This is a genomic window from Mesorhizobium sp. M0904, assembly GCF_040319475.1.
GTDB lineage: Bacteria > Pseudomonadota > Alphaproteobacteria > Rhizobiales > Rhizobiaceae > Mesorhizobium.
In genome coordinates, this window is record NZ_JAMYOC010000014.1 from 18,681 (window position 1) to 31,082 (window position 12,402).

The following is a 12,402-nucleotide window of genomic DNA, read 5'->3' on the forward strand; positions in this document are numbered from 1 at the left end:
CGCCGGGTGCTTAACCGGAGGGTGTCACAAAAAAAGCCCCGTTTCCGGGGCTTTTTTACTGGCTGGTTCGTCAGTTCTTACGCGGCAGTTGCGGCACGAGACTGCGCTTGCCGCCGTCCTTACCTTTGGGCTCCGGCTTCTGCGCCACCGCCTTTTTTGCAGCGGGCTTCTTCGCCACCGCCTTCTTGGCCTTCGGCACGTCGTCCGGCTCTTCCTTCTTCGGCTTCACCGGCGCCTCGTCGGCGAGCGATTCGAGCTTCAGGCCGGTCTCGCCGGTTTCCTTCTTCTCGACGGTGACACGCACCGTGCCGCCCTTTTTGAGCTTGCCGAACAGCACCTCGTCGGCCAGCGGCTTCTTGATGTGCTCCTGGATGACGCGGCCAAGCGGCCGGGCGCCCATGCGCTCGTCATAGCCCTTGTCGGCCAGCCATGCGATTGCATCCTGCGACAAGTCGAAGGTCACGCCACGCTCGGAAAGCTGCGCTTCCAACTGCATGACGAACTTCTGCACCACCTGATGGATGACCGGCACCGGCAGCGAGCCGAACGGAATGATCGCATCGAGACGGTTGCGGAACTCCGGCGTGAACAGCCGGTTGATCGCCTCGACATCGTCGCCTTCGCGCTTGGTCGAACCGAAACCGATCGCCGCGCGCTGCGCATCGGATGCGCCCGCATTGGTAGTCATGATCAGGATGACATTGCGGAAGTCGATCTGCTTGCCGTTATGGTCGGTCAGCTTGCCGTGGTCCATGACCTGCAACAGGATGTTGAACAGGTCCGGATGCGCCTTCTCGACTTCGTCGAGCAACAGCACGCAATGCGGATGCTGGTCGACGCCGTCGGTCAGAAGGCCGCCCTGGTCGAAGCCGACATAGCCGGGAGGCGCGCCGATCAACCGCGAAACGGTGTGGCGTTCCATATATTCCGACATGTCGAAGCGGATCAGCTCCACGCCGAGCGAGGCGGCGAGCTGCTTGGCCACTTCCGTCTTGCCGACACCGGTCGGGCCCGAGAACAGGTACGAGCCGATCGGCTTTTCCGGTTCCCGCAGGCCGGCCCGCGCCAGCTTGATGGCCGAGGTCAGCGCTGTGATCGCGGTGTCCTGGCCGTAAACGACGCGCTTCAACTCGATGTCGAGGCCTTGCAGCACCTTCTCGTCGTCTGCGGAAACCGTCTTCGGCGGGATGCGCGCCATGGTGGCGATCGTCGCTTCGATCTCCTTGATGCCGATGGTCTTCTTGCGCTTGGCTTCCGGCACCAGCATTTGCGAGGCGCCGGTCTCGTCGATCACGTCGATCGCCTTGTCCGGCAGCTTGCGGTCGTTGATGTAACGCGCCGAGAGTTCGACCGAAGCCTTGATCGCCTCGCTCGTGTAGCGGACCTTGTGGAACTCCTCGAAATAAGGCTTGAGGCCCTTCATGATCTCGATGGCGTCCTCGACCGTCGGCTCGTTGACGTCGATCTTCTGGAAGCGCCGCACCAGCGCGCGGTCCTTCTCGAAGAACTGGCGGAATTCCTTGTAGGTGGTCGAGCCGATGCAGCGGATGGCGCCGGACGACAGTGCGGGTTTTAACAGGTTCGATGCATCCATGGCGCCGCCGGAGGTGGCCCCTGCCCCGATCACGGTGTGGATTTCATCGATGAACAGCACGGCGCCGGGATAATCCTCGAGCTCCTTGACGACCTGCTTCAGCCGCTCCTCGAAATCGCCGCGATAGCGGGTGCCGGCCAGCAGCGTGCCCATGTCGAGCGCGAAGATGGTGGCATTGTGCAGCACTTCGGGAACGTCACCCTCGACAATGCGCTTAGCGAGGCCTTCGGCGATAGCCGTCTTGCCGACGCCGGGATCACCGACATAGAGCGGGTTGTTCTTGGAGCGGCGGCACAGCACCTGGATGGTCCGGTTGATCTCGCTCTCGCGACCGATCAATGGATCGATCTTGCCGGCCTTGGCCTTGTTGTTCAGGTTGACGCAATAGGCAGTCAGCGCGTCCTGCTGCTGCTTCTTCTTGCCGCCTTCCTCCTGCGGCTCGGCTCCGCTCTGGCTGCCCTGCTCGTCGTCGGCGCCGCGCGGGGTACGCGTCTCGGAAGCGCCGGGGCGCTTGGCGATGCCATGCGAGATGTAGTTGACCGCGTCGTAGCGGGTCATCTGCTGTTCCTGCAGGAAGTAAGCGGCGTGGCTTTCACGCTCAGCGAAGATGGCGACGAGCACGTTGGCGCCGGACACTTCCTCGCGGCCTGACGACTGCACATGGATCACCGCGCGCTGGATGACGCGCTGGAAACCGGCAGTCGGCTTGGAATCTTCATCGTAGCCGGTGACGAGATTGTCGAGCTCGGTGTCGATATAGGTGAGAACCGTATGCTTCAACTCGTCGAGATCGACGTTGCAGGCACGCATGACGGCCGCCGCCTCGGTGTCGTCGATCAGGGCGAGCAGCAAATGTTCAAGGGTTGCATATTCATGGTGCCGCTCATTGGCGAGCGTCAGCGCTTGGTGAAGCGCCTTTTCCAGGCCTTGGGAGAAAGCCGGCATGTTACCTCACTTCTTCTCCATCACGCATTGCAGCGGATGCTGATTCTGTCGGGCGAAATCCATGACCTGAGACACTTTGGTCTCGGCCACCTCGAATGTATAGACCCCGCACTCGCCCACCCCATGATTGTGAACATGAAGCATTATGCGTGTGGCGGCTTCGCGGTCCTTCTGGAAAAAGCGCTCCAGCACGTGGACCACGAATTCCATGGGTGTGTAGTCGTCGTTAAGAATGAGGACCCGATACAGACTGGGCTTCTTGGTCTTGGTTTTTGTGCGCGTGATGACGGCCGTGCCGCGACCGGCCTCATTGCCGTTGCTGCCGTTCTGCATTCGCACCACGTAGCTCGTGGCAGTCAAACCTGTAGTCACGTAGTCCTGCCTCTTTCGAATCCTCATGCATGCTCGACATGTAGGTGTTCGATGGACGATTTTAAGCCCTTCTGTTTAGCTGACAATATGGCTAGGTGGCCAAACTTGCCCGATTTTTCAAATCGTGAAGACCGTAGGCCCCCGATTTCGAGCTGGCATGAAAAAACCCGGCCGTGCGTTCGCGACCGGGTTTGTCTTTGCAAGCCCAGGGGCCGGCTCGGAATGTTCGTCGAATTTACTTCGCCTTGGCGACGATCGATTCGAACGGCTTGTAAGCTTCCTTGGCGAGTTCGGCATAGAGATCGCCAAGCTTGGTGGCCTCGGTGACGAAGCTCTCATAGGACTGCTTGGCATAGTCGGACTGGATCTCGATCGCCTTGTCCAGCGACTTGGCGGAAAAGAGCTTCTCGACAGCGGCGCTACCGGCTTCGAAGCTTTTCTTGGTGTACTCGCCCGCCTCGGCGGCGATAGCCTGTGCACCCTTGGACAGCGAGGCGAAGCTCTTCAATCCGGTGTCCGCAAATTCCTTGCCGTATTTGCTGAAATCTTCATAGGTCTGGGTCATTTCACGCTTTCCCTTGAACGGTTGCCTTGGACGATAGACGCGCCTTGTCGGGCCGCGTTGTGCAATGCGTGTAAATATATTGTGCAGTGCACAAAAGTCAAGATTCCCGCGGCAATGCGCATCGTGAGCTGCCGGCAATCGCTAAGATTCGAATAAAGAGAAGCTCAATCCCGCAGAAAATGGTGAACGCGGCGGTTACCATAAACGGATTGGTAACGCTGCCCGCGTTAGCGTGGCCGAAGGTGAGGCAGGACCCCTTTGCCGCCTCCAAGGCAACGGAAATTCAAAGGAACTATCAGTGCGTAAGGCGTTGTCGGGCTTCGTTTCCAAATCCGCGTCCCCCCTCAAAACGATCATGATCCTCGCTATGGCGATGAGCTTCGTCGTCGCGGACGCGGCTTCATCCATGGCGGCCAAGTCGGCGGCCATCGTCATCGATGCCAAGACCGGCAAGGTGCTTTATTCGTCGGATGCCGATGGCCGGCGCTATCCGGCTTCGCTTACCAAGATGATGACGCTTTATCTGACGTTCGAGGCATTGGCGAAGGGCAGGATCAGCAAGAATTCCCCGGTCGTGTTCTCGGCCAATGCCGCTGCCGAGCCGCCGACGAAGCTAGGCGTCAAGCGCGGCAGCTCGGTCACGGTCGAGACCGCGATCCTGTCGATGGTGACCAAATCGGCAAACGATTCCGCAACGGCGCTTGGCGAGATGCTCGGCGGCAATGAAGCCAATTTCGCCCGCATGATGACCGCCAAGGCGCGGGCGCTGGGCATGAGGGGAACCGTTTTCCGCAACGCCAACGGCTTGCCTGATCCCGGCCAGTTCACAACCGCGCGCGACATGGCGATGCTCGGCATCGCCCTGAGAGAGCATTTTCCGCAATATTACGGCTATTTCTCGCAGCGCTCCTTTCTTTATGGGCGGCAGCGCATCAACGGCCATAACCGTCTGCTCGGACGCATCAAGGGCGTCGACGGCATCAAGACCGGTTACACCCGCGCCTCCGGTTACAATCTGGTCTCCTCGGTCTCGGATGGCGATCGGCGGATCGTAGCGGTGGTCATGGGCGGCAGATCCGGCGGCAGCCGCGACAGCCAGATGGCCGGGTTGATCAATGCCTACATGCCGAAGGCCTCGTCGAGCGGCGGCGGCGTGCTGATTGCCAAGGCTGGCGGTGGCAATCCGATTTCAGCCTTGGCCAAGGTATTTCTACCGAACCATGACGCGCCGACACCGGACAGTAAGCCGAACGACGATGCCGTTGCCTCCCTTGTCGAGGAAAATGCGCCCGTCGTTGAAGAAACCACTCCGGTCGTTCAGGCCAAGAGGGTCAAGACGACGGCCGCGGCGACCGTGGACGACGTGGCGACAGCCCGGGTCGCCGCAGCCTATGCCGAACCGGCGGCAGAGGTCGATCCGGTCAGCACGGCCTCGGTGCCATCCGGCTGGGCAATACAGGTCGCCTCGTCGCCAAAACAGGCCGAAGCGAAGGCTTTCCTCGACAAGGCGACGAAGCAGGCACCCTCCGTTCTGGCCGATGCCTCCGGTTTCACCGTCGCCTTCGACAAGGACGGCGTCACCTACTACCGCGCCCGGTTCGGTGGTTTCGGTTCGAAGACCGCTGCCTGGAAGGCCTGCAACGCTTTGAAAAAGAAGAAGATCGAGTGCTACGCCGTCCAGCAGTAAGCGGCGCGCGAAACGATATCTTTCCCGAAAGTTCTGCGTCGAAGGAGACTAGTTGTGATTGGAGAGCAAGACGTCCTTGGCTTCATTGATCCGCGCCGCCAGGAAAGACGTGCCACCGATATCGGGGTGCAGGCGCTGCATCAGGCGGCGGTGCGCCTTGCGGACATCCGCCGCGGCAGCCCCCGCTTCAAGACCAAGGATCTTGTAGGCCTCCTCCTTAGTCATGGCGCCAGAACCTGGCGCAACACCCAGCCCTTCGCCGTCATTCGCATCAGCGTCTTTGCGCCAGATGGGAAATCTGCCGTCAAGATACGTCTCTAGCAATTGGCGGCTCTCCGGATCGCCGGAGAGTTCGCGATAGAGTTGCTGCAATTCGGCACGCCCCATCGAGCCAAGCATCTTGCCTTCATGGCGCCCGGCCAGCACGAGGCCTTCGAGGCCGCCGGTATCGTGATCGAGTTCCATTTCAAGCGCCGCGGTACGAACTGTCGAACGCTTGCCTTGTGCCAGTTTTGCCGCCGGCCGATTCATGCGCATGGAGCCGTACCAGGCGAGCGCAACCGACAGGATCAAGCCGCCGATGCCCTCGCGCCCGACCAGCAGCACGGCGACGCCGACCAGCCCGAGCAGTACAGGTCCAAGCGTTCTCATGCCGCCTGCAAGCTTCGCCGCATCGGCGCGCAGGAAGATGGTGAGCATGCCGAGAAGCACTAGAAGCAACGCTACAAAAGCGATAATTGCGCTCATCAGTTTCCGCCGCCCCGCATATGCTCGATCATCAGCCGGTCTTCCGGTCTGCCCCGGGCCTCCAGTGCTTTCAGCCCGCCGGTCGCAAACACGGCGACGGACGAAAGCAGGCCGGCCAAGGTTGCGGCAGCCCGCCGATCGAAGCGGAACCAGGCCCCTTTCGACAGCCGCGCAATCTCCTTGAACGCCTTTTCCGCGGCGGCATCATCGCCCTCCTGAAAGACGAAGACAGGAACGCCGTGCAGACCGAGGCTGCCGGCCTTTTCGGCCAGATCATCTATGTTTTCTTCCATCGCGTCGCCGATATAGACCAGCGCGTTGACCTTGGCCGCCGCCGTCTGTTTCAGGGCATGGGCGAGCACCTTGCCGATCTGGGTATGGCCGCTGCGGCAGTCGATGCGCGTCATCAGCTGCTTCAGAGCTTCGGTATCGGTGACGAATGCGGAGGAGCGGCACTCGCCAAGGCCGCGAAAATAGACAAGTTGAACCTTGAGCGCCCCGGCCTTGCCGACGGCGTCGAACATCTCGGCCTGCAGCGCACAGGCGAGATCCCAGGTCGGCTGGCGGCTCATCGTCGCGTCGAGGGACAGGATCAGCCTGCCTGACCCGGTGGCGGATGCAGCGAGCGTCCTTGCCTGACGGAGAAACGCGTCGATCTCGCCGGTGCTCGATTGAGACTCGACCGGTGCAGGATTGGCCCTTGCAGGCACGGGCTGCTTCTTGTCGCTCATGACATTCAAGATGTGGCGTTGTTCCCCGGCTTGCAAGCCCAGATGAGGCGACCTGGAGGACCGATGATGCAATTGCGGACAAGCACTTCGGCTGGCGGTCTTGGCGTTGCGGTTCTCGGCGTCAGAGCAGGCCGAGATCGGCAAGCTCTCGCCTGAGCTTCGGCGGCATCTCGATCAGCCCGGCTTTGCCCTTGCCGAGATCGGCCGGCGCGTCCGCCTGCTTCAGGTAGCGCCATCCCTGGAATGCACGGCGCGGTTGCCAGTCAGTGCGCACGACGTCGGGATCGAGGATCAGATGGCAACGGCCGATGCCCTCGTCATCGGTGAAGGGGCGGATTTCGGTGATCAGCTGGCGGCATTGGACATTGCCCTTGATCACCCAGTAGAGCGAGCCGCCGTCGGTAATCTCGACGCCGCGTGTCGGCACCATGCGGGTGGTGTGGTAGTGCTCGGCCGGTTCGCCGGCGCGGCGCCGCTCGTCGAGACGGAAGGCAATCCACTCTTCCAGATCCTCGACGCTGTCACAGCCGACGCAAAGCTTTATGAGATTGAGAGACATCGTTTAAGGTTTAGTCCAGCACGCGAACGCGTCAACGGCCTGATCGACTTCTCCACAGTGGTGGTCCAGGCCACCAGATTGGCTCTCAGCACTCCACGACATTGACTGCCAATCCGCCAAGGCTGGTTTCCTTGTACTTTTCGTTCATGTCGAGGCCGGTCTGGCGCATCGTCTCGATCGCGGCATCGAGCGGCACGAAATGAACGCCGTCGCCCTTGATGGCCAGCGAAGCGGCGGTCACCGCCTTGACGGCACCAAGCGCATTGCGCTCGATACACGGCACCTGCACCAGCCCGCCGACCGGATCGCAGGTCATGCCGAGATGATGTTCCAACGCGATCTCGGCAGCGTTCTCGACCTGCTCGGGCGTGCCGCCCATGACGGCGCACAATCCCGCCGCAGCCATTGCCGAAGCCGAACCGACCTCGCCCTGGCAGCCGACTTCCGCCCCCGAGATCGAAGCATTGGTTTTGATGATGCCGCCGACGGCCGCCGCCGTCAGCAGGAAATCGCGGATGCTGGGCTGGTCGGCTTCTGGATGGAAATGCAACCAGTAGCGCAGCACTGCGGGCAGAGTGCCGGCCGCCCCATTGGTTGGCGCGGTGACGACACGGCCGCCGGCGGCGTTCTCCTCATTGACCGCCATCGCATAGATCGACAGCCAGTCGTTGGCGAGCAGCGGGTTGGGCCGGTTCTGCTGCCATTGCTCCTGCAGCTTGTCGTGCAGCATCCGGGCACGGCGGCGCACCTTGAGTCCGCCCGGCATGATGCCGTCTTGCGACAGACCGCGCTCGATGCAGCCCTTCATGGCGCTCCAGATGCCGTCGAGGCCGGCGTCGAGCTCCTCGCGCGACATCTGCGTCTCCTCGTTGACGCGCTTCATCTCGGCAATGGAAAGCCCGCTTTTCGCTGCCATGGACAGCATTTCGACGGCGTTCTTGAACGGATACGGAACCTTCTTGCCTTCGGTTGTCGCCGAGCCCCTTGCTTTCATCCGCTGCAGTTCCTCTTCGGACATGACGAAGCCGCCGCCGATCGAATAATAGACGCGCCTCAGCAGCAACCGGTCGCCGGCATCATAGGCAGAGAAGGCCATGCCATTGGCGTGACCCGGCAGCGGCGTCTTGCGATCCAGCACCAGATCCATTGCCGGGTCGAAACGATAGGACGGATGGCCGGGCGGCGAGATCCGCTTCTCGGCGGCGATTCGAGCGACGATGCCGTCCGCCTGGTCGGGATCCACCGTCTGCGGCGTCTGGCCGGCGAGGCCGAGCACCACGGCACGATCGGAGCCATGGCCGATGCCGGTATAGGCGAGCGAGCCATGCAGGCTGGCCGCGATCCGGTCGACCTTGGCGCCGGCCGGGCGCGGCCAGTCGTCTCCCGCAATCTCGTCGAGAAACCGCCGCGCAGCCGTCATCGGCCCCATCGTGTGCGAACTCGATGGGCCGATGCCAATCTTGAACAGGTCGAAAACCGAAAGGAACACGTGGGCGTTTTCTCCTGGGACCTTGTTGAGGTCTACATATAGGAATTCCCATGGTGTTTTCCGCTGTTTTGAAGATCGCGGCGCTGCGCCTGCCGACCTTGTTTGCTCCGGCAGCGACATTCCAGCTTCGGCCATCGAAGCGTCCCCTCTGCCTGTGGTAAAAGCACCGCATGAGCGATTCCTTTCATCTATCGATGGCCGACCTTGCGGCGTTGGGGTTCTTCCTTGCCGCGTGGGTGCTGCATACGCTCGCCGCGGACGGAATGCTGGTCAGCCGCGTGTCGCTGACGAGGGCGATGAACGCGCAGCGCGAGGCCTGGATGCGGACCATGGCCGAGCGCGAGATCCGCATCGTCGACACCGCCATCATGAGTGGGCTGCAGCAGGGAACCGCCTTCTTTGCCTCCAGTTCGCTGATTGCGATCGGCGGCTGTTTTGCCTTGCTCGGCGCCTCCGACCAGGTTCTGACCGTGCTGAGTGACCTGCCGTTTGGCGCTACGTCCTCACGCGCGGCGTTCCAGACGAAGGTGTTCGGCCTGGTGCTGATCCTGGCCTTTTCCTTCTTCAAGTTCGGCTGGGCTTACCGGCTGTTCAACTATTGCTCGATCCTGATCGGCGCCGTGCCGATTCCGCATGGCGAGGCGTCGCGCAATCCGGTCACCGAAACGGCAGTCTGGCGTGCGGCGCGCATGAACATGCTGGCCGGGAAGCATTTCAATTCGGGCCTGCGCGGCGTGTTCTTCTCGATTGGCTATCTTGGCTGGTTCGTCGATCCCGCCGTTTTCGTGCTATCGACGCTGCTGCTGCTGGCGGTGCTGGTGCGCCGCCAATTTTTCTCGGCGGCGCGGCAGGCGGTGCTCGGTCAGCCGCCCGGCCCGGGAAAAGGCCGATCAATGCGGCCCGACAGCCAGTAGGCGGTGAGCCCTATCCATTCGCGGATCGCAACAGTGGTGACCTCCAGCCAGTCGCCGGGATAGGGGAACGTGGCGATGCCTTCCCCACCGGAGGTGCGATAGTCGACTGGCCACGGAATGGTCGAAAAGCCGGCTTTGTCGAACAGCGCCTTGGCGCGTGGCATATGGAAGGCCGAGGTCACCAGCAACCAGGTTTCGCCCGGTTTCGGCGTCACCAGTTCCCTGGTAAAGACAGCGTTCTCGTAGGTGCTGCGGGATTTGTTCTCGAGGATCAGCCGATCGGCCGCCACGCCGAAAGCGGCAAAAAGACGCGGCGCGGTATCTGCATCGCCTTCGCCGCCGCGGAACGTTTCGATGCTGCCACCGGAGATAACGACTTTCGCTGTCGGAAAGCGCCGCGCCAGCACGACCGCCTCGACCATCCGGTCGCCGCTGGAGTTCATTTCATAGCCGCCACGCACCAGATTGACGGCGCCATCCAGACTGCCGCCAAGCACTATGATACCGTCAACCTTTTCCGGCAGCGGCGGCCTGGGGAAGCGTTCCTCCAGCCGATTGAGCATCATGGGGCCGAGCGGGCTCCAGGTCGAAACCGCCAGAATGAGGAAGGCAAGAGCGCTGCCGGCGGTCGCCAACCGTCGCCGCCCGAACATCGCCGCGACCAGCCCCGCCAGCAGCAGGAAGATCGCGAGATTCAACGGCTCGACGAAGAACCCGAGAACCTTGGAGACATAGAAGAACATCCCTCACCCCCCTCAGATGAGAAACGATCTTACCACCATTTTTCCGGCTGAAATGTGCCGGCCGCCTTTTCGATGACATGGGCGGTCTGGAACAGCGTTTCCTCGTCGAAGGGCCGGCCGATCAGCTGCAGGCCGAGCGGCAGCCCCTTGGCGTCGAGCCCGGCCGGAACCGCTATGCCGGGCAGGCCGGCCATGTTCACCGTCACCGTAAAAATGTCGTTGAGATACATCTTGACCGGGTCGGCGGCCATGTCCTCGTCGGCGATGCCGAAGGCAGCGGAAGGCGTTGCCGGCGTCAGGATGACGTCGACGCCTGCTGCAAACACATTTTCGAAGTCACGCTTGATCAGGGTTCGAACCTTCTGCGCCTGTAGATAGTAGGCATCGTAGTAGCCGGCGGAAAGCACATAGGTGCCGATCATGATGCGGCGCTTGACCTCCCGCCCGAAGCCGGCGGCGCGGGTCTTTTCATACATATCGACAATGTCCTTGCCGGGCACGCGCAAGCCATAGCGGACGCCGTCGTAACGGGCGAGGTTGGACGAGGCTTCGGCCGGCGCCACGATGTAATAGGCCGGCAGCGCGTATTTGGTATGCGGCAGCGAGATATCGACGATCTCGGCACCAGCATCCCGCAGCCAGGCAATGCCTTTCTGCCACAGCGCCTCAATCTCTGCGGGCATGTCGTCGACACGATATTCCTTGGGAATGCCGACCTTCATGCCCCTGATCGGGCGGCCGATCGCCGCCTCGTAGTCCGGCACCGGCAGGTCGACGGACGTCGTGTCCTTCGGGTCGACCGAAGCCATCGACTTCAACAGGATCGCGGCATCGCGCACGTCGCGCGCGATCGGCCCGGCCTGGTCGAGCGACGAGGCGAAGGCTACGATCCCCCAGCGCGAGCAGCGGCCATAGGTCGGCTTGATGCCGACTGTGCCAGTGAAGGCGGCGGGCTGGCGGATCGAGCCGCCGGTATCGGTGGCGGTGGCGCCGGCGCACAGGAAGGCCGAGACCGCTGATGCGGAGCCACCGGACGAACCGCCCGGCACCAGTTGGGCATTGTCCAACGTGCGCGCGGTCCTGGTGCCGCCCGCCGAAACGAAGCCACCCTCGCCCTGATGTGTCGTCGGCATCACCACCGTGTCGAGGCGCGAACGCCGCCACGGGTTGATGACCGGCCCATAATACGAGGTCTCGTTTGACGAGCCCATGGCGAACTCGTCCATGTTGAGCTTGCCGAGCATGACGGCGCCATCCGCCCACAGATTTGCCGTGACCGTCGATTCGTAGCGTGGCATGAAGCCGTCTAGCACATGGCTGCAGGCCTGGGTGTGGACCCCTTCGGTGCCGAACAAATCCTTGATGCCGAGCGGGATACCCTCGAGCGACCCGCCCTCGCCCTTGGCTAATTTCGCGTCGGAGGCCTTGGCCATCTCGCGCGCCTTGTCGTCGGTGACCACGACATAGGCATTGAGCGCCGGATTGGCTCGCTCGATCGCCGATAGATAGGCCTCGGTGATTTCGGTGGCGGTGATTTCCCTGGAACGCAGTTTGGTGCGGGCCTGCGAAATCGTCAGCTGGGTCAGGTCGGTCATCAGGCAAGGCTCTTTTCGTAAAACACCGACCACTCGGAATCGGGATAATCCAGTACCGGGCCGCAGCGCGAAAAGCCGGCGCGTTCGTAGACGGTCCAGGCGGCGGGATGACGGTCCCCCGTCTCCAGCACCAGACGCTTAAGCCCTTCTTGGCGCGCCAGCGCCTCGATGCGCTCGACAATCTTCGCACCGATCTTGCGGCCGCGATGCGAAGGTCGCGTATACATCCGCTTGACCTCGCCGACCACAGCATCGTGGCGCTTCAGTGCGCCGCAAGCGATGGCAAGGCCGTTATCGCGGGCGATGAAAACGGTCGTGTCGCGATCCGCCATCTGCTCGACGGTCAAATGATAGCAATGCTCCGGCGGCGTCAGCTCCAGCAATGTGGCGTTCAGCTCTTCGACCAGCCCACGCACATCGTCCTGCAGCGGCGTCTCAGCGGCGATGTCGATTGCCATCGG

Annotated in this window: 12 protein-coding genes; 2 read left to right on the top strand and 10 right to left on the bottom strand. The window is 62.2% G+C overall.

All coding sequences use genetic code 11. From position 1 onward, the window contains the following. Nucleotides 1-70: 70 nt before the first annotated feature. The 3 genes from clpA to NKH80_RS16170 all read right to left on the bottom strand — a co-directional run bounded on the left by clpA (nt 71) and on the right by NKH80_RS16170 (nt 3,476). A complete protein-coding gene (gene clpA, locus NKH80_RS16160) occupies nt 71-2,539 on the bottom strand; it encodes an ATP-dependent Clp protease ATP-binding subunit ClpA (protein ID WP_023674922.1) in 2,469 nt (822 codons plus the stop codon). Between the two features lie 6 nt (nt 2,540-2,545). Then, nucleotides 2,546-2,872: an ATP-dependent Clp protease adapter ClpS gene (gene clpS / locus NKH80_RS16165; RefSeq protein ID WP_023717744.1), complete on the bottom strand. Its 327-nt coding sequence runs from the start codon at nt 2,870-2,872 to the stop codon at nt 2,546-2,548. A 274-nt stretch (nt 2,873-3,146) separates the two neighbouring features. Continuing rightward, nucleotides 3,147-3,476 (bottom strand): phasin family protein, encoded by a 330-nt coding sequence (locus NKH80_RS16170; RefSeq protein WP_023674920.1) that lies wholly within the window; start codon nt 3,474-3,476, stop codon nt 3,147-3,149. Nucleotides 3,477-3,774: 298 nt separating this feature from the next. On the opposite strand from NKH80_RS16170, the gene NKH80_RS16175 reads away from it, so the two are divergent. Further along, nucleotides 3,775-5,163 carry an SPOR domain-containing protein gene (locus tag NKH80_RS16175; protein ID WP_352508478.1) on the top strand — a complete coding sequence of 463 codons (1,389 nt, stop codon included), beginning with the start codon at nt 3,775-3,777 and terminating at the stop codon, nt 5,161-5,163. A 48-nt stretch (nt 5,164-5,211) separates the two neighbouring features. Here NKH80_RS16175 and NKH80_RS16180 read toward each other — a convergent pair whose 3' ends face one another. The 4 genes from NKH80_RS16180 to NKH80_RS16195 all read right to left on the bottom strand — a co-directional run bounded on the left by NKH80_RS16180 (nt 5,212) and on the right by NKH80_RS16195 (nt 8,689). Beyond that, entirely contained in the window at nt 5,212-5,910 is a 699-nt protein-coding gene (locus NKH80_RS16180) for a DnaJ domain-containing protein (RefSeq protein ID WP_254817325.1), read from the bottom strand. Next, on the bottom strand, nt 5,910-6,641 hold the full coding sequence (locus NKH80_RS16185) for a vWA domain-containing protein (RefSeq protein WP_352508477.1): 732 nt from the start codon (nt 6,639-6,641) through the stop codon (nt 5,910-5,912). The genes NKH80_RS16180 and NKH80_RS16185 overlap by 1 nt, the downstream gene beginning before the upstream one ends. Nucleotides 6,642-6,762: 121 nt before the next feature. Next, the gene (locus NKH80_RS16190) at nt 6,763-7,200 is read right to left on the bottom strand and encodes a DUF1489 family protein (RefSeq protein ID WP_352508476.1); all 438 of its coding nucleotides are present in this window, start codon (nt 7,198-7,200) and stop codon (nt 6,763-6,765) included. Nucleotides 7,201-7,285: 85 nt separating this feature from the next. After that, nucleotides 7,286-8,689 (bottom strand): L-serine ammonia-lyase, encoded by a 1,404-nt coding sequence (locus NKH80_RS16195; protein ID WP_254817328.1) that lies wholly within the window; start codon nt 8,687-8,689, stop codon nt 7,286-7,288. A gap of 170 nt (nt 8,690-8,859) precedes the next feature. Here NKH80_RS16195 and NKH80_RS16200 point away from each other — a divergent pair, with 170 nt between their 5' ends. Then, nucleotides 8,860-9,603, top strand: coding sequence for a DUF599 domain-containing protein (locus NKH80_RS16200; RefSeq protein WP_352801719.1), 744 nt, complete (start codon nt 8,860-8,862; stop codon nt 9,601-9,603). On the opposite strand, the gene NKH80_RS16205 is transcribed toward NKH80_RS16200, so the two are convergent. The 3 genes from NKH80_RS16205 to NKH80_RS16215 are packed head-to-tail and all read right to left on the bottom strand — an operon-like array spanning nt 9,552 to nt 12,399. Continuing rightward, entirely contained in the window at nt 9,552-10,346 is a 795-nt protein-coding gene (locus NKH80_RS16205) for a YdcF family protein (protein ID WP_352992504.1), read from the bottom strand. The two genes, NKH80_RS16200 and NKH80_RS16205, sit on opposite strands and share 52 nt — an antisense overlap. Before the next feature lie 29 nt (nt 10,347-10,375). After that, entirely contained in the window at nt 10,376-11,941 is a 1,566-nt protein-coding gene (locus tag NKH80_RS16210; RefSeq protein ID WP_352992506.1) for an amidase, read from the bottom strand. Next, nucleotides 11,941-12,399, bottom strand: coding sequence for a GNAT family N-acetyltransferase (locus NKH80_RS16215; protein WP_254817332.1), 459 nt, complete (start codon nt 12,397-12,399; stop codon nt 11,941-11,943). Before NKH80_RS16215 ends, NKH80_RS16210 begins: the two co-directional genes overlap by 1 nt. Nucleotides 12,400-12,402: the final 3 nt, after the last annotated feature.